The organism is Brevundimonas sp. NPDC055311 (assembly GCF_053645695.1).
On the sequence record NZ_JBSHMV010000003.1, the window covers coordinates 38,604 to 53,265 of the forward strand.

General features: G+C 70.8%; 19 protein-coding genes. 2 read left to right on the plus strand and 17 right to left on the minus strand.

The window, feature by feature from the left end; all coding sequences use genetic code 11:
- Window positions 1–64 precede the first annotated feature (64 nt).
- The 7 genes from ACWIDZ_RS11190 to ACWIDZ_RS11220 all read right to left on the minus strand — a co-directional run bounded on the left by ACWIDZ_RS11190 (window position 65) and on the right by ACWIDZ_RS11220 (window position 5,456).
- Window positions 65–919 (minus strand): DUF1521 domain-containing protein, encoded by an 855-nt coding sequence (locus tag ACWIDZ_RS11190; protein ID WP_453989183.1) that lies wholly within the window; start codon window positions 917–919, stop codon window positions 65–67.
- A 63-nt stretch (window positions 920–982) separates the two neighbouring features.
- Entirely contained in the window at window positions 983–1,780 is a 798-nt protein-coding gene (gene sctT / locus ACWIDZ_RS11195; RefSeq protein ID WP_128116310.1) for a type III secretion system export apparatus subunit SctT, read from the minus strand.
- Complete coding sequence (gene sctS / locus ACWIDZ_RS11200; RefSeq protein WP_003164547.1) at window positions 1,781–2,053, minus strand: type III secretion system export apparatus subunit SctS; 273 nt, start codon at window positions 2,051–2,053, stop codon at window positions 1,781–1,783.
- Between the two features lie 11 nt (window positions 2,054–2,064).
- Complete coding sequence (gene sctR / locus ACWIDZ_RS11205; RefSeq protein WP_087139973.1) at window positions 2,065–2,724, minus strand: type III secretion system export apparatus subunit SctR; 660 nt, start codon at window positions 2,722–2,724, stop codon at window positions 2,065–2,067.
- 1 nt (window position 2,725) lies between these two features.
- On the minus strand, window positions 2,726–3,703 hold the full coding sequence (locus ACWIDZ_RS11210; protein ID WP_453989184.1) for a FliM/FliN family flagellar motor switch protein: 978 nt from the start codon (window positions 3,701–3,703) through the stop codon (window positions 2,726–2,728).
- Window positions 3,700–4,359, minus strand: coding sequence for a response regulator transcription factor (locus ACWIDZ_RS11215; RefSeq protein WP_453989185.1), 660 nt, complete (start codon window positions 4,357–4,359; stop codon window positions 3,700–3,702). The genes ACWIDZ_RS11210 and ACWIDZ_RS11215 overlap by 4 nt, the downstream gene beginning before the upstream one ends.
- A complete protein-coding gene (locus ACWIDZ_RS11220; RefSeq protein WP_453989186.1) occupies window positions 4,356–5,456 on the minus strand; it encodes a sensor histidine kinase in 1,101 nt (366 codons plus the stop codon). The genes ACWIDZ_RS11215 and ACWIDZ_RS11220 overlap by 4 nt, the downstream gene beginning before the upstream one ends.
- A gap of 110 nt (window positions 5,457–5,566) precedes the next feature.
- On the opposite strand from ACWIDZ_RS11220, the gene ACWIDZ_RS11225 reads away from it, so the two are divergent.
- A complete protein-coding gene (locus tag ACWIDZ_RS11225) occupies window positions 5,567–5,809 on the plus strand; it encodes a hypothetical protein (RefSeq protein ID WP_453989187.1) in 243 nt (80 codons plus the stop codon).
- A gap of 18 nt (window positions 5,810–5,827) precedes the next feature.
- Complete coding sequence (locus ACWIDZ_RS11230; RefSeq protein WP_453989188.1) at window positions 5,828–6,490, plus strand: hypothetical protein; 663 nt, start codon at window positions 5,828–5,830, stop codon at window positions 6,488–6,490.
- Window positions 6,491–6,499: 9 nt separating this feature from the next.
- Here the strand turns inward: ACWIDZ_RS11230 and ACWIDZ_RS11235 are convergent, their stop codons facing one another.
- The 10 genes from ACWIDZ_RS11235 to sctC are packed head-to-tail and all read right to left on the minus strand — an operon-like array spanning window position 6,500 to window position 14,661.
- Window positions 6,500–7,144 (minus strand): hypothetical protein, encoded by a 645-nt coding sequence (locus tag ACWIDZ_RS11235; protein WP_453989189.1) that lies wholly within the window; start codon window positions 7,142–7,144, stop codon window positions 6,500–6,502.
- Window positions 7,144–7,641, minus strand: a complete 498-nt coding sequence (locus tag ACWIDZ_RS11240) for a hypothetical protein (RefSeq protein ID WP_312052372.1) — start codon at window positions 7,639–7,641, stop codon at window positions 7,144–7,146. The genes ACWIDZ_RS11235 and ACWIDZ_RS11240 overlap by 1 nt, the downstream gene beginning before the upstream one ends.
- Window positions 7,638–8,957 carry a FliI/YscN family ATPase gene (locus ACWIDZ_RS11245; RefSeq protein ID WP_453989190.1) on the minus strand — a complete coding sequence of 440 codons (1,320 nt, stop codon included), beginning with the start codon at window positions 8,955–8,957 and terminating at the stop codon, window positions 7,638–7,640. Before ACWIDZ_RS11245 ends, ACWIDZ_RS11240 begins: the two co-directional genes overlap by 4 nt.
- Window positions 8,954–9,565, minus strand: coding sequence for a FliH/SctL family protein (locus ACWIDZ_RS11250; RefSeq protein WP_453989191.1), 612 nt, complete (start codon window positions 9,563–9,565; stop codon window positions 8,954–8,956). The genes ACWIDZ_RS11245 and ACWIDZ_RS11250 overlap by 4 nt, the downstream gene beginning before the upstream one ends.
- Entirely contained in the window at window positions 9,562–10,098 is a 537-nt protein-coding gene (locus ACWIDZ_RS11255; protein WP_453989192.1) for a hypothetical protein, read from the minus strand. The genes ACWIDZ_RS11250 and ACWIDZ_RS11255 overlap by 4 nt, the downstream gene beginning before the upstream one ends.
- A complete protein-coding gene (gene sctJ / locus ACWIDZ_RS11260) occupies window positions 10,095–10,817 on the minus strand; it encodes a type III secretion system inner membrane ring lipoprotein SctJ (protein WP_313039480.1) in 723 nt (240 codons plus the stop codon). The genes ACWIDZ_RS11255 and sctJ overlap by 4 nt, the downstream gene beginning before the upstream one ends.
- An 11-nt stretch (window positions 10,818–10,828) precedes the next feature.
- Window positions 10,829–11,227, minus strand: coding sequence for a hypothetical protein (locus ACWIDZ_RS11265; RefSeq protein WP_088411497.1), 399 nt, complete (start codon window positions 11,225–11,227; stop codon window positions 10,829–10,831).
- A gap of 26 nt (window positions 11,228–11,253) precedes the next feature.
- Complete coding sequence (locus ACWIDZ_RS11270; RefSeq protein ID WP_112999251.1) at window positions 11,254–11,562, minus strand: hypothetical protein; 309 nt, start codon at window positions 11,560–11,562, stop codon at window positions 11,254–11,256.
- Between the two features lie 24 nt (window positions 11,563–11,586).
- On the minus strand, window positions 11,587–12,744 hold the full coding sequence (locus tag ACWIDZ_RS11275) for a SctD/MshK family protein (protein WP_453989194.1): 1,158 nt from the start codon (window positions 12,742–12,744) through the stop codon (window positions 11,587–11,589).
- A 6-nt stretch (window positions 12,745–12,750) separates the two neighbouring features.
- Complete coding sequence (gene sctC / locus ACWIDZ_RS11280; RefSeq protein WP_453989195.1) at window positions 12,751–14,661, minus strand: type III secretion system outer membrane ring subunit SctC; 1,911 nt, start codon at window positions 14,659–14,661, stop codon at window positions 12,751–12,753.
- Between the last annotated feature and the right edge of the window lies 1 nt (window position 14,662).

Below are 14,662 nucleotides of genomic sequence, written 5' to 3' on the forward strand. Positions count from 1 at the left end.
GTGACGCAAAGCAAACCCCGCGGACCGAAGTCCGCGGGGTTTCGCGCTGAACCGCAGGTGAAGTTCAGCGCGTCGGCGTTGGGCCGAGGGCGATGCGCGGGCTGCCGGGCTCGCTGGTTTCAGAGGCGCCGCCCAGGGCTTCGGCCAATCCGCTCAACACGCCGGTCAGCAGCCAGGCGCCCAGGACGCCGCGCAGGGCGTCGCTGAAGGCCTGAAGCGCCTCGGGCAGGCCGGCGTTGCCGATCTTGGTCAGGTTGAAGTCTTCCTGGCTGACGGCGTCGCCGGTGATGCCGCTGGTCCAGCCCGATCCGGCGGCGTCGTCCTCGCGGATGGTCAGGCCGTCGCGATAGGCGGCGTCGATGGCGTAGCCGTTGTTGCTCATGCTGATGTTCAGGTCGCCAAGCTGGTTCTGGCTGACGCCGTCGATGATCATGGCCTGGTCGCCGCGCGTGATGACCAGCTGGCTGGTGACGGTGGCGTTGGGATTGTTGCCGAAGGGCTCGGTGTTGACGGTGATCTTGGTCCCGTTCTCGAGCTCCAGGGTCATGGTGTCCCAGAAGTCGCCGACGTGCTGGCCGTTGTAGTTGAAGTGCGGGTCGCCCCAGATCTGGGTGACGTTGCCGTCGGCGTCGCGCACCACGAACTCGGAGTTGGCCTCGTTGATCTCCAGCGTATAGCCGTCGCCCAGGTCCACCGTGGCCTTGCCGTCCTGGGGCATGGAGGCCGCGAAGGCGGGGGCGGCGGGCTGGAAGGCGCCGTTGAGCATCACGCCCAACTGGAAGCCCATCTGGGCGAAGTTGGCCGCCGTGGCCATACGGTCGGCCACCGCGCCGAGCGCGAGCGTCCCGACGGCGGTGGAGAAGGCGGTGTTGATGTTGGTCATCGCGTGCAGCCCCAAGTTGATCGTGCTGATCGGCATCGGACCACGCGGGGGCGGGACTTCACAGTCGGGACGGTCCCCATCAGGGACGACCCTAGCTTCCTAGCTCGAGCGCCGCCCCATCGCCTTCAACACCTCCAGAACCGTGTCGTGGCGGCCCATGATCTCGTTCAGCAGGGTCTGCACCAGGCCGGTCATCATGATCAGGATGATCAGGGTCGCCAGCCACGCCTTGATCGACAGCGACAGGGAGAAGACGTTCAGCTGCGGCGCATAGCGGTTGACCAGGCCCAGGGCGCCGTCGGTGACGAACAGCACCACCAGAACCGGCGAGGCGAACAGCACGGCCAGGGTCATCAGCCGCGTGAACTCGCCCTCGAACAGGCTGAGGCTGCTCATGGTCAGCACCGGCGTCAGGCTGCCGATGGGCCAGATGACGAAGCTGTCCAGTATGGTGCCGACCAGCAGCAGCAGGCCGCCCGAGAACATGAAGACGAAGTTGGCCAGCCGCCCCAGGAACTCGCCGTTCAGCGAGGTCTGATGCCCGCTGAGCGGGTCCACCACCTGGGCCATGGTGGCGCCGACCTTGGTGTCGATGATCTGGCCGGCGGCCTCGAACGCCCACAGCATGGTGGCGAAGAAGAAGCCGATGACCACCCCGACCAGAGCCTCCTTGCCGAACAGAAGAATCCATTGAACCGTCGGCAGGGTCATCTGGGTCACCTGCGGCTGCATGGTCAGCACCGCCAGGCCGAACACCAGGAAGATGGAGTTGCGGACCATCGCCGGCACCGTCTGCGGCGACAGCAGCGGCATCAGCAGGAAGGTCGTCGCCACCCGCGTGGTCGACACCGCCACCAGGATGGCGTTGTCGAACAGACTGTCCAGACCCTCGAACACCTAGCGGCGCACCAGGGCCGGGAACTCGGTGAAGATGCGGTCGCTGAACTGATACAGCGAGCCGCCGATCAGCGCCGCCGTGGCGAACAGGGTCAGCACGATCGCGAAGAATTTGGCCGTATACTGCAGGGTCTGTTCCTGAAGCTGCGTCGCCGACTGGATCACCGCCACGATCAGGCCGACGATGGAGGCGGCGATGATCGGCGGGGCCGACAGGAACAGGACGAGCCAGAGCGCCTGATTGACGAGCTCGATGGCCTGGGCGTTCATCATGGGGCGCTCTCCTAGACGTAACTGAGCACAAGTCCGTGGGACAGCTTCACCCACCCGTCGATCAGCACGAACAACAGCAGTTTGAACGGCAGGGAGACTGTGGTCGGCGACAGCATCATCATCCCCATCGCCAGCAATATGTTGGACACCACCAGGTCTATGATCAGGAAGGGCAGGAAGATCAGGAAGCCGATCTGGAAGGCCGTCGCCAGCTCCGACACGGTGAAGGCGGGCACGACGACCAGGAAGTCGCGCGCGGTGATCTCGGCGCGCTTTTCAGGCGTCGAGATGCGCTGGGCGGTGCGCAGGAAGAAGGCGCGCTCGCGCTCGGACGAGTGCTTGATCAGGAACTCGCGCAAGGGCTCCTTGGCGCTGTCGGCATAGGCGAACAATTGCTGGGTGTCGCTGAGAGCGGCGGTGGGCGGCATGTGGTTGGTGGCCTCGGCCATGCGCTGGCCGACCGGAAACATGACGTAGAGCGTCAGGATCAGCGCCATGCCGTTCAGCACGATGTTCGGCGGCACCTGCTGCAGGCCCAGGGCGTTGCGCAGCAGGGACAGCACCACCACGATCTTGGTGAAGGACGTCACCATCACCGCCACGAAGGGCGCGAGCGCCAGCAGGATGACGGTGACGAGCGCCGAACCCGGCGAGAACTGGGACAGGTCCATGTCAGACGGCCTCCTTCGGGTCGGCGACGGCGTCGATCAGCACGGCGTAGGCCTCGCCCATGGAGACCAGGCGGCCGCGCGCGAAGGCCTGGCCGGCGCTACGCAGGGTGACGCGCATCTCGGCGTCCAGCCCGGTCAGGGGCAGGACCGCGCCGGGGCGCAGCTCGGCCAGCGTCTTCAGCGGCACGACGGTCTCGCCCAGATCGATGCTCACGGCGATCGGCGTGTCGGCCCCCGGCGTCAGTCCGTGCTCGTCTTCGGCAGGCGGGGCGGCGGCCTCGGTCATGCGGCTTTCCTTGCGTTGATGAGTGAAGTTTCGGGAGGCGGGGGCGAACAGGCCGACGGCCGTCCTGCCGGGAACCGACAGGCGCGCGGCCCAGGCTTCGGCCAGAGCAGGGATCAGCAGCAGGTCGCCCGTGCGCAGGCTCGACAGATCGTCGGGCGACAGTCGCGGCCCCTCGATGAGCAGGCGGGCCGGCATGGGCAGGTTCAGCCCTGGCGGCTGATCGCCGACACGGCGCAGGCGCAAGGCCACGCCGGGCGGCAGGGACAGGCGCGCCTCGTGCAATGTGCGCTCGCCGTCGCTGAGGCGGACCTCGATGTGCGCCGCTTCGAACGTGTCGGAACGCACGCCAACGGGCGTCAGCGCCTCGGCGCCTGCGTCTTCCAGCGCCGCCAGCAGCGGCTCCAGCGTCGAGACGGCGGCCAGCAGGGCGGCGTGGTCGCCGTTCGCGAAGGTCGCGCCGTCGATCGTCAGGGGCGCGACGCGGACGGGGCCGTGCGGTGTGGCGAAGACGGCCTGTTCGCCGACGAAGGTCTCGTCCTGATCGGGGATCAGAACGCTGACGCGCAGTTCATCCAGCGTCAGGCCGTCCAGGGCGGCGACGACGGCCGCGCGGGCGCGCACGGTCGGCTCGTCCAGCCGAAGCGGGCGCGCGGGCGCGAGCGAGGAGGGCAGGGCGTCCAGGGCCAAGCTCACGCCTCCTCGACCTGGCCGGACACGGCCATGCGGACCAGATGGGTCAGGGTCGGCGCCTCCATCTTGGTCATGATGCGGGCGCGGTGCAGCTCGACCGTCTTGGGGCTGATGCCCAGGTCATAGGCGATGACCTTGTTGTAGGAACCGGCGACGACCAGATTCATGACCTCGCGCTCGCGCGCGGTCAGGCGCGACAACCTTTCCTGATAGGCGAGGGATAGCGGAGAAGCGGTTGTTTCATCTTCTATTTCTGATGGCGTGGTGCGGAAGGCCAGGGCGATGGCCTCTTCCAGCGCCTTCTCCTGAAAGGGCTTCTCCAGGAAGGTGACGGCGCCGCGCCGCATGGCCTCGACCGCCAGGGGCACGTCGCCGTGGCCGGTCATGAAGATCACCGGCTGATCCAGCCCGCGCTCGCGCGCCGCCTCCATCAGCTCCAGCCCCGACATGCCCGGCATTCGCACGTCCAACAGGAAGCAGGCGGGTTCGGCCGGGCGCTCGACCATGGCCTCCAGGAAGGCGGAGGGTTCTTCCCAGCACTCGACCTCATAGCCTAGGCTTTCCAGCCACCAGGCGGCGGACTGGCGGAACTCGGCGTGGTCGTCGACCAGGCAGATGCGGCCGGACGGCCCGTCAGCCGGCGTTGCGACGGCGCTCATGGGTGGGCCTCCTCGGTCGGGGTTTCGGCCGCGGCCAGCGGCAGGGCGACGTGAAAGACGCTGCCGCCCGTCTCGCCGGGCGTGAACCACAGGCGACCGCGATGCAGTTCGATGATCGAGCGGCAGATGCCCAGGCCGACGCCCATGCCGCCGCTGCGTGTGCTGAAGAAGGGCGAGAAGACGCGGGCGCTCGCTTCTTCCGGCACGCCCGGCCCGGTGTCGGTCAGGGTCAGCTCGATCTGGCGCGCGTCCAGGCTGTGACGCGCCTCTATGGTCAGTTCGCGCCGGGGCAGGTCGACGCCGCGCATGGCGTCCAGGGCGTTGCGCGCCAGGTTGACCAGCACCTGCTGGATCATGACCGGGTCGCCCAGGACGGCGGGCAGGTCCGGCGGCGTGGCGGCGCGCGCCGTCACCCGGTCGCGGGTGATCTCCCAGTCCAGCAGGTCCAGGGTGTTGCGGGCCAGGCGGGCCAGGTCCAGCCGCTGCACCTGGGGTTGGCGTTGATCGACGAAGGTGCGGACGCGCTGAATCACGCCCGAGGCGTAGAGGGCCTGCTCGGTTGCGCGGTCCAGGGCCTCGGCGCCGGTCTCGAGCGTCAGGGCTCCGCGTTGCAGCCGCGCCTTCAGCCCGCGCAGGATGTTGGCGATGGAGCCGATCGGCTGGTTCAGCTCATGGGCGATCATGGTGGCCATCTCGCCAACCGACAGCACGCGCGAGGTGGTCAGCAGCTCCTCGCGGTCGGCCAGGTGGCGCTGCTGGGCCTCCTGACGCTCGGCGGCGTCGGACAACTCCAGGAAGACCAGGCCGTCGGACAGGGCCAGACGCGCGTCATGCACCCGGCGGCCGCCCGGCTGGACGATCAGAGCGTCCGAGGCGCCCTCGCGCCGCGCCGCCGCGATCGCCTCGGACAGGCCGGGCAGGCGGGTTTCTACGACCGGCAGGGCCTCGCCCTCGCGCCACTCGGGGAAGGCGGCGGCGAAGGCGGGGGAATGCCACGTCAGGCCGCGCGCGTCGAAGGCGGCGGCGCAGATGTTCAGCGCCGACAGGGCGGCGTCGGTCCATTGCGGCGCGTCGAGCGGGCGAACGGCGGCGGTCATCGGCGCGCCTCCGGGCCGCAGGCGGCTAGGGAAGTCCCGCATGGCGAGGGCGCGCGGATGCGCCTAGATTGGCGGCCTAGCGTGGACCCTTCCACGTCGAGGAGACCGCCATGACCACGATCCGCACCGACAACGCGCCCCTGTCCGGCGTCTGGTCGCGCGATCTGTCGGCCTCGACGCCGCTGGGCGCAGAGGCGCGGGCTCACGGTCGCGGCGGCCAGGCCTTCGGCGACTTCACCGCCTTCGCGGGCGACGACGTGCGCGTTCTGGTGTCGGATCGGCTGGATATGGACGCGGCCGCCCGCGCCATCGCCGATCATTTGACCGAAACCCGCGACAAGGGCTTCGGCTGAGGTTATGCCTCGGTCATCGTGACCGATCTCGTTCTCAAGGCTGAACCCGACTGGGCCGCCGCGGCCCAGGCTCTGATCGACGGGCTGAATGGCCAGTCGACGCCCGATGCGCGCGTCACCGTGTTGCAGCGCGTCTGCGACGGACTGGGCGAGGCGCTCTATCCCGGCTTTGTCAAACTGCTGGCCGCCGTGGCGCGCTTCGGCGACGAGGAGGCGCGGCGTCTGGCCGCCGACGCTCTGGCCCGCGCCCTGACGACCGATCGCCTGCCCGCCACGCGCCTGCCGGCCTGGGGCGCGGCGGCCTTTTCGAGCCTGTCCGGTCCCGGCGGGGGGCTGATGACCAACGCCCGCAGCGTGGGGCCGCTGGAATTCCTGTGCGTCTGGCTGACCCGCGACGTGGTGGGCCAGCCGCTGGAGAACGAGGCGTTCGAACGCGCGGCCGCCCTGGTGCTGACCCTGATCCAGACCTCGCCCGAGGCGGCGCGTCTCTATGCCGGAAAGCTGGCGGCGGACGCCGACAGTCCGACCGAGGGACTGCACAATCGCCAGAGCCGCCGCCTGGTGCGGTTGACCGCTGAAGGCTTGGCGGCGGGCCGCGCTCCGGCCGAGACGGCGCGCGCCGTGCTGGACGCCGCCCGCGCCGATCGCGACCAGGGCCGCTGGGATTTCACGCCGCGCTGAGATCATGGCTCACCGCACCCCGTCCGGCGGGCGATGCTCGCTGTCGGGATCGGCGGGGGCGACGCGCACCTCGGACACGGCCACGCCGCGCGCCTCCAGCCGACGGCGCATCAGCTCCAGCGCGCGCTCCAGCTCGGGCGTCGGCCGCTGGTGGGCGGCCAGTTGCAGCGTCAGGCCGCCGTCGGCCAACCGCATCACCCCGAACCCGGCCAGGGCCAGGGTTCGGTCGGTGAACTGCACCTGCATGCCCTTGGCGGCGTCGGCCTGGGCCGCCAGCCAGGCCTTCTCCATCATCGACGCCATGGCTTCGACATCGCCGGTGAAGCCCGCCGCTGCGACGGGACCGCCCTGGACGGCGTTCAGGCCGGTCGCCCCTGCAATGTTCAACTGGCCCTCGGCCTTGTCCGCCTTGTCGTCGGCCTTGGTCTCTTCGCGTCGTGCGTCGTCGGGACGGTCGCGGACGGGTTCGGCGTCTTCGTCGCGGCGGGCGAAGCGGGGCTGGCGCTCTCCCGTTTCGAGCGCATGGCGGCGCGCGGCGGCCTGATCCAGGGCGGCCTCGAAGGCGCCGCCGCTCCAGGCCGAGGGGGCGGGGCTGGCGGACCGTGCGGCGGGCGCGGACCGGGCGGGGGCGGAGTTGTTCACGGCGTCGGCCATCAGGCGCGGCCTCCCATAAGCAGTTGCAGGCGCGGGCGGCCCCGTTCCTCGAAATCGAGCTGTTCCTGGTCCTCGCGACGTCCGGCGCGCAGGGCCACGGCGCGGCGTAGTTGGCCGTCGACGGCGTCGTGGCGGGCCGTGGCGCGCATCAGGGCGCGCAGGGCCTGATCCCGCTCGGCCTGAGCGGCCTCGACCGCCCGCTGATCCTCAAGGCGCGCCTCTGTTTCGGCCTCGCGACGGTCGGCGATCAGGCCGCGTCGCGACAAGGCGCCTTCGATCAGGCGCGCGTCGCCGCCCGCGCCCGAGGCGAACCATTCGTCCAGGGTCTCGATATGGCGGCCCAGGGCGGCGATGGATTCCTCGCGCGCCTGCAACGCCGCCTGCGCCCGCGCCAGGGCGTCCTGGGCGACGGCGACCAGGCGGCGCGCGGCCTCGACCCTCTGCGCCCGCAGCCGGGCCAGGCGCCGCAGCAGGGTGATGCGGTCGCGCCCGCTCATGACGCGGCCTCGGCCAGCTGGGCCAGGGCCGCCTCGGCCGCGACGCCTTCATGCGCGCCTTGCTGCAATAGGGCGCGAAGGGCGGACATCCGTTGCACGGCCTCGTCGGCCAGGGGATCGCCGCCGGGCTTGTACTCGCCGATCTGCAGCAGGAACTCGATCTCGGCGTATTTGGCCAGCCAGGCGCGCACCTTGCCCGCCGCCGCCTGATGCTCGGGCGAGGTCACGCGCGGGAAGACGCGGCTTAGGCTCGTCAGCGGGTCGATGGCCGGATAGTGGTTCGCCTGCGCCAGCTTGCGCGACAGATAGACGTGGCCGTCCAGGATGGAGCGGACCTCCTCGCCGATCGGGTCGCCGCCTTCCTCGTCCTCGATCAGCACGGTGTAGAAGGCGGTGATGGAGCCGCCCTCGATCGCGCCCGCCCGTTCGAACAGTCGGGGCAGTTCGGCGAAGACCGACGGCGGAAAGCCGCGCCGCACGGCCGGTTCGCCGACCGACAGGCCGATCTCGCGCAGCGCGCGGGCGAAGCGGGTGACGGAGTCCATCTGCAGCATGACGCGCAGGCCCTGGGCGCGGAAGCCCTCGGCGATGGCGGTGGCGGCGTGGGCGGCGCGGACGCGCTCCATCGCCGGGCGGTCTGAGGTGGCGACCACCACGACCGAGCGGGCTAGGCCTTCCGGCCCCAGGCTGTCGTCGAGGAACTCGCGCACCTCGCGTCCGCGCTCGCCGATCAGGGCGATGACGTTGACGTCGGCGGCGCAGTGACGGGCGAACATCCCCATCAAGGTCGACTTGCCGCCGCCCGCCATGGCGAAGACGCCGACCCGCTGGCCCACGCCGACGCTCAGCAGCGTATCGACCGCGCGCACGCCGGTCGGGAACAGGGCGTTGATCGGCGGTCGGGCCAGCGGATTGGGCGCGTCGGCATAGACGTCGCGCAGGGCGACCGGCCCGGCGATGGGGCCCAGGCCGTCCAGCGGGCGGCCGAAGGCGTCGATGACCCGGCCCAGCAGGCCGGGGCCGCTGGGGACTTCGGTCCGGTCGTCGGCGGCGATGACCTCGGCTTCGGGGCCGAGGCCGTTCAGGCTGGTCAGGGGCGTCAGTATGGCCGCGCCGTCGCTCAGGCCCACGACCTCGGCCTTGACCACGGGGCCGCCGGCGGGGTCGCGGATCTCGACCTGCTGGCCGATGCGGGCGTTCAGGCCGGTGGCGCGCACCGTGGTGCCGAAGGCCTGAACGACCCGCCCGCGCCGGTCCAGGGTGCGGGCGCGGCGCAAGGCGTCGTGCAGGCGCAGTTCGACGGCGTCGTGGCTCATGCAGCGCGCCCCCGCTCAAAGGCGCGCTCAAGGGCGGCGAGCTGGACTTCAAGCCCGGCGTGGCTGCGCCCGGCGGCGGTTTCGATGACGCAGTCGCCGGGGGGCAGGGCGTCATCGGGCCGCACCTCGATCGCTGCGCCGATGGGCCACAGACGGGTCGCGACGGCGCCGACGCCGTCGGGGGCGACATGAACCACGACCGGCGCCTCGGGCAGGACGTCCTTCACCGCCCGCTCGGCCAGGGCCGCCAGCACGGCCTCTGGCGCTAATTCGGCTGCGATGCGGCGCACCACATCCAGCGCCAGGCGCCCCGCGGATTCGCGCAGGCGCTCGCGTTCGGCCTCCATTTCGCGGTGCAGGCGGGCGGCGCGTTCGGCGACGTCGCGGGCGGCGGCGGTCAGCCCGGCCTCATAGCCGGCGGCGTAGCCGTCGGCGCGACCCGCCTCGCCCTCGGCGGCGCGATGGGCTTCGACCTCGGCCAGCCGCGCCTGGGCCTGGGCCAGAAGTTCGACCGCCGCCTCGACGACGGCGCGCTCCTCGCGGCGGATGACGGGGCGGTCGGTCAGCAGGGCCGCGTCGGGCGCGGCGGCGATCAGGTGAAAGCTCATGCGGCGATCCCGCAGATTGTCAGGGCCAGACGGCGCGCGGCCTGGGCCTGATCGGCGTCGAGGCGCAGCAGGGGCGGGGCCAGGCCGTCGGCCAGCCGCCGGGCCGTTTCGCCCGACAGATCGGCCAGCAGGGCGGCGGCGCCCAGGCCTTCCAGCGCCTCGGCGTCCAGCGCGCCGACCGGCGGCGTCTCGGGCCGTTGAGCGGGGGGCAGGGCCAGGACGGCGTCCAGCGCGCTCTCGCCGATGCTGCGCCCGACGACGCCGAGCATCCGCCCGTCGATGCTGGCCGCCAGCCGCTCGGCCAGCAGGACGGCGCCGCAGGTCGCGGCCAGACGGCGGCGCGCGTTCAGGGGCAGGGCGGACCAGGCGGGCGCCTTCAGGATGGCGGCATAGTCCACCGGCGCGCGCGGCGGCGTCAGGCGGCGGGCCAGGGCGCGGGCGCGCGGCGAGCGCGTGGCGTCATCCGCGCCGTCCAGGGCGCGGGCCCGGCGCCACAGGGCGGCGCGTTCGGTCCTGGCGGCGCCCGGCGTCAAGCTTCGCCTCGCTTGGCGTCTGACTTGGCGCGCGGCTTGGGCCGCCGATAGAGGCCGTAGATGCCCAGTCCCGCCGCGCCCAGGATCAGCACGCCCAGCGGCAGGCTGAGCTGGGTGACGGCCGGGGCCTGCGGCTGGGTCAGGACTTCGGACGCCGGGAAGGCGACGACCGTGACCTTGTCGTAGGGCAGGCCCTCGATCGAGTTGACCACCAGGGCCTTGATCGAACCTGTCTGGGCCGAGATGTCGTAGTCGGGCCGATGCTTGATGAAGACCGAGGCGGAGGAGGGCGGCTTCTCCTGCGCCAGGGGATCGCTTTCCGGCACGGCGATGTGGACGCGCGCCTGCACCACCCCGTCGATGGAAGAGATGGTCTGGCCCAGCTCCTGCTGCAGCGCGTACATCATGCGCATACGCTGCTCCATCGGCGAGGAGACGAAGCCCTCCTTCTGGAAGACCTCGCCCATGCTGGCGAAGTTCTGGCGCGGATAGCCCCGGTCGTGCAGCAGGGCGACCGCGCGAGAGAAGTCGCCGCGATCCGCCTTCAGCACCCAATTGTCGCCGTCGCGGGTCTTGGAAGCGTCCAGCCCCTGAGCCTTGAGCACGGCGACCATTTCATTGGCGTCGCGTTCCGTCAGGCCGCCGTAAAGCTCCTGCTGGCCGCAGGCGGCAAGCAGGAGGGCTGCGCCCGCGAGGGCGGCGAGCGATCGGATTCGCATGACCGCCTCCCTCAGGACTGTTGCCGGAACAGCTGCTGCAGGCCGTCCGACGTGCGGTTGGCCATGTTGGAGGTGAGCTGGCAGTTGAACATGAACTCGTGCGCGCGGACGGTCATCATGACCATCTCGCCCGGCGTCATGCCGCCGGCCTTGCCCTCGGCGGCCTGGGCCAGGGCGGCCAGGTCCGAGGCCTGACCGTTCACCTGCTCCAGGGCGCCCATCATGGTCTTCATGACGCCGTTGGGCTCGGTCGGGGCAGCCGGAGCCGACAGGGGCGTGACGTGCAGCAGGTTCTGGAATTGCACCGCCTGACTGAGGGTGGCGTTGTAGGCGACGTCGATCTGCTGCGTCTGGGGTTGCAGCATCTCGGGCGGCATGGCCGCTGCGGCGGCCGAGGCTTCGAAGGACATGAGCCCCTCCTGTTGAAATGAAGGGCTCAGTTCTTGCGAGCCATGGTCTCCAGCGCCTTGCCGACGGAGTCGGTCGAGGTGGAGGAGGAGTTGGCCATGAAGTTCATGCGCATCGACTCGGCGGTCAGCATGGCCATGGTCGAGGGCTTGTCCTCGCCGCCCGGTCCGATCTGTTCGGACAGCTCGACGATACGGCCGGCCTGGGCGTCCAGGGTCTGGCCCCAGGAATGGGCCATGGCCTCGAACCAGGAGCCGGGGCGGGCCTTGTCGCGCTCGCTGTTCAGGCCGGGCGAGACGGCCAGCATTCCGAGGCCGTTCAGACTTTGGGATGACATGGGAATTCTCCTTTTGGGCTGGGGTCAGAAGTTGAGTTCGGAACGGGAGCCGTTGCGCTCGACCAGGACGCGGGTGTCCTCGATCGAGACGATGCGGTGGCCGGTCGGCAGGACGGCGCCGGGGAAGTAGCGGGCGCCGTCGGCGGTGGTGACGTGGCCGCGCTCACCGCCGATCACCGACACCACCCGCTTGCCGCCGCCCTGCTGAATGTCTTCGAAGCGGCCGCCCTCGTCGGCGCCGGGAAGCAGGCTGACGTCGATGCGGCGCAGGCCCTTGACCTCGCCCATGGCCAGACGCTCCAGGCGGGCGGCTTCGTCAGGGTCGCTGCCGGTGACGTCCAGACGCACCATGCCCGCGCCGACCGAGCGCGCGGCCGCCTTCACCCCGTTGGCGAGGTAAAGCTCCTCGACCTGGCGGGCGATGCCGTCGTGAGTCTGAAGCTCCAGGCGGGGGCGCCATTCGCGGGCCGCCAGGACGCGCTGCAGGCGCACGCGCTCGGCGTCCGAGGTCAGCATTCCTTCGATGCGCAGGTCGCCGGCCTCAGTCTTGATGACGACCAGCTTGTCGAAGCCCTCCTCCGACAGGACGGCCTGGACCTTGGCGGGCTTGGGCTGCGACTTGGGCCAGGCGGGGATGCCCGAGCTGATGGCGAAAAGGGCCGAGATGGTGACGACGGCGATCAGCAGCACCGGAACGAACTTGGCCGAGCGCGACACCAGGGCGTTGGTGTTGTTAAGCAGATATTGCCAGTTGCGGCCGTCGCCAGCCGGGGCGTCGTCCTCATCGCCGTCATCGTCCGGCAAGGGACGGGCGGCGGCCAGGATGCGCTCGGCCTCGCTCCAGCGCGGGCTTTCTGCCTCGCCGATGGCGACGGCGTTGTCGCCGATCAGCAGCGGCAGATAGAGGGGCAGGATAGCCTGGGCCGGGGCGGTCAGCTCATGCCCCAGCAAGGTCACGGCGCCGGACGTTAGCTCCAGGTCGGCGGCGTCCGCCCGCGCCTTCAGCGTCAGCCGCACTCCCTCGGCGCTGGCGTCGCGCAGCACGATGTCGGCGTCCAGGTCATGGCCCACGGCGATGACGCGGCCACGTTCCAGAGGCGCCGAGGCGCCGCGCACGCGCCCGGCCAGGACGCGAAGGACCAGGCTTTCGATCTCGGGTGCGGCGACGGCGTCGGCGGGCATGGCGGATCAGTCCTTGGCCGGTTCATAGGGGGTGAAGCCGGGCGGCGGCGCTTCGCGCACGGCGACGGCGGGCGTGGCGGCCGGGGCGGGCAGGGGGTCGTTCGGCGCCGAACCCTGGTTGAAGCCCATGCGCGATCCGCCCTTGGGCAGGGCCGGGGCGGCGGGCAGGGGCTGGGTTTCGGGCGAGCCGGGAATGGCGCCGAAGTCCAGACGCGGCGCAGGCGCTTCCTCGCCGATGGAGGCCAGGCGCGGCGTGATCAGGAACAGGCGCTCGATCCGGCCCGTCGAACGCTCCGAGCGACGGAACAGCAGGCCCACCGCCGGGATGTCTCCCAGCACCGGCACCTTGGTCACGGCGTTGACGTCCTGCTGCACCACCATGCCGCCCAGCAGCAGGCTCTGGCCTTCCAGGATCATGGCCTGGGTGTTCAGGGCCGCGCGTTGCACGACCGGGATGTCGTCGACGTCGGCGTCGGTCAGGGAGCCGTCCTCGATCTGGATCTGCATCCGGATGCGGGTCTGGTTCTGGTCGCGCAGGACGTGGGGCGTGACCTTCAGCGTGGTCCCGGCGGTGACGTTGTAGAGATCGACGTCCCGCTCGCCTTCCAGGCCGACGTAGAAGCTGCGGGTGTTCTCGAACAGGGCCTGGACGTTCGACAGGGTGACGATCTGCGGCCGCGAGACGATGCGGGCGACGCCTTCATCCTCCATCGCCGTGATGCGCGAGACGAAGTAATCGCCGTTGCCGATGATGGTCGAGATGGCCAGGCCGTTGTTGCGCGGGGTGATGTCCTGGCCCCGACGCAGGCGGTCGTCGTTGCGTGTGCCGTCGCCGAACAGCACTCCGCCGCGCCCGTCGTCGAAGCGCCAGCTGATGCCCAGCTGACGGGCGCGGGTGGTGTCGATGTCGATGATGGTGGCCTGGATCTCGAGAAGCTGCGGCTCCTTGTCCAGGGCGGCGATCAGCGCCTCATAGGCGCCCATGCGGTCGGCCGTGTCGCGCACGATGACGGCGTTCAGGCGCGTGTCGGCCTGGATGCGCGCATGCTGGACCGGCGCGCCGCCCGCCATCTGCTCATCCGCCAGCGCCAGACCGAGCGTGTCCGGCGTGGGGGTGAAGCCGCCATCGACATAGCTGGCGTCCATCAGGCCGTTCTGCGCCGCGCCCTGCGACGCCAGGCCCTGACCGCGCAGGCCCCCGACGCGCGGCGAGCGTCGCGTCTCGATGCGGCGGGCGACGGCGCCGTTCGGGTCATTGCTGACCATGGCGCGCAGGATGGAGGCGACGCCTGGAATGGTGACTTCGCTCTGGGCCGTCTCGAAGGTCACGTCATCGGCCCAGGCGTAGCGCAGAGTGAAGACGCGGTATTCGTAGGTCGGCTGGGCGGCTTCGGCGCGGGCGCCGGGGCCGGCCCGGGCGATCTCGTCGATCTGCTGGATGAAGCGGCGGGTGCCGTTGGCGACCAGCATCTGCCCGGCGGGCTGCAGGGTGTTGCGGCTGTCCAGCAGGCCCATTTCCTGCGCCGTGGCGCGCACGCGGCGCAGCATTTGCGGCGAGGCGGGGATCGACTGACTGGTCAGTTCGGAGGTCTGATAGATGTAGACCGCCCCGCCGTCGTAATAGGCCACCAGGTCGAAGGCGTCCGCCACCTGGCTGAAGATGGTCGAGGCCGGGCCGCTGAAGGCGCCGTTCACCGTCCCTCGCAGGTTGGGGCTGATGATCACCGGCACGCCCAGCTGGCCGAAGAAGCTTTGCAGGAACTGACCCACCGGCTGTTCGCGCGGGGCGATCTGCAGGGTCTGGTTGCCGATCGGCGGGTCGCCCGCCGCAGCGGGCGCGGACAGGCCGAGCAGGGCGGCCACGGTCAGGAGGGCGGTCTTGAGGCCCTTGCGGGCGGTCGGCGTCTTGATCGTCATG

What these genes read in the sequence shown, in the direction of transcription:
- ACWIDZ_RS11190 (WP_453989183.1), bottom strand. Translation starts at nt 919, where the DNA reads ATGCCGATCAGCACGATCAACTTGGGGCTGCACGCGATGACCAACATC.
- sctS (WP_003164547.1), bottom strand. Translation starts at nt 2,053, where the DNA reads ATGATGAACGCCCAGGCCATCGAGCTCGTCAATCAGGCGCTCTGGCTC.
- sctR (WP_087139973.1), bottom strand. Translation starts at nt 2,724, where the DNA reads ATGGACCTGTCCCAGTTCTCGCCGGGTTCGGCGCTCGTCACCGTCATC.
- ACWIDZ_RS11215 (WP_453989185.1), bottom strand. Translation starts at nt 4,359, where the DNA reads ATGAGCGCCGTCGCAACGCCGGCTGACGGGCCGTCCGGCCGCATCTGC.
- ACWIDZ_RS11220 (WP_453989186.1), bottom strand. Translation starts at nt 5,456, where the DNA reads ATGACCGCCGCCGTTCGCCCGCTCGACGCGCCGCAATGGACCGACGCC.
- ACWIDZ_RS11225 (WP_453989187.1), top strand. Translation starts at nt 5,567, where the DNA reads ATGACCACGATCCGCACCGACAACGCGCCCCTGTCCGGCGTCTGGTCG.
- ACWIDZ_RS11235 (WP_453989189.1), bottom strand. Translation starts at nt 7,144, where the DNA reads ATGGCCGACGCCGTGAACAACTCCGCCCCCGCCCGGTCCGCGCCCGCC.
- ACWIDZ_RS11240 (WP_312052372.1), bottom strand. Translation starts at nt 7,641, where the DNA reads ATGAGCGGGCGCGACCGCATCACCCTGCTGCGGCGCCTGGCCCGGCTG.
- ACWIDZ_RS11245 (WP_453989190.1), bottom strand. Translation starts at nt 8,957, where the DNA reads ATGAGCCACGACGCCGTCGAACTGCGCCTGCACGACGCCTTGCGCCGC.
- ACWIDZ_RS11250 (WP_453989191.1), bottom strand. Translation starts at nt 9,565, where the DNA reads ATGAGCTTTCACCTGATCGCCGCCGCGCCCGACGCGGCCCTGCTGACC.
- sctJ (WP_313039480.1), bottom strand. Translation starts at nt 10,817, where the DNA reads ATGCGAATCCGATCGCTCGCCGCCCTCGCGGGCGCAGCCCTCCTGCTT.
- ACWIDZ_RS11265 (WP_088411497.1), bottom strand. Translation starts at nt 11,227, where the DNA reads ATGTCCTTCGAAGCCTCGGCCGCCGCAGCGGCCATGCCGCCCGAGATG.
- ACWIDZ_RS11270 (WP_112999251.1), bottom strand. Translation starts at nt 11,562, where the DNA reads ATGTCATCCCAAAGTCTGAACGGCCTCGGAATGCTGGCCGTCTCGCCC.
- ACWIDZ_RS11275 (WP_453989194.1), bottom strand. Translation starts at nt 12,744, where the DNA reads ATGCCCGCCGACGCCGTCGCCGCACCCGAGATCGAAAGCCTGGTCCTT.
- sctC (WP_453989195.1), bottom strand. Translation starts at nt 14,661, where the DNA reads ATGACGATCAAGACGCCGACCGCCCGCAAGGGCCTCAAGACCGCCCTC.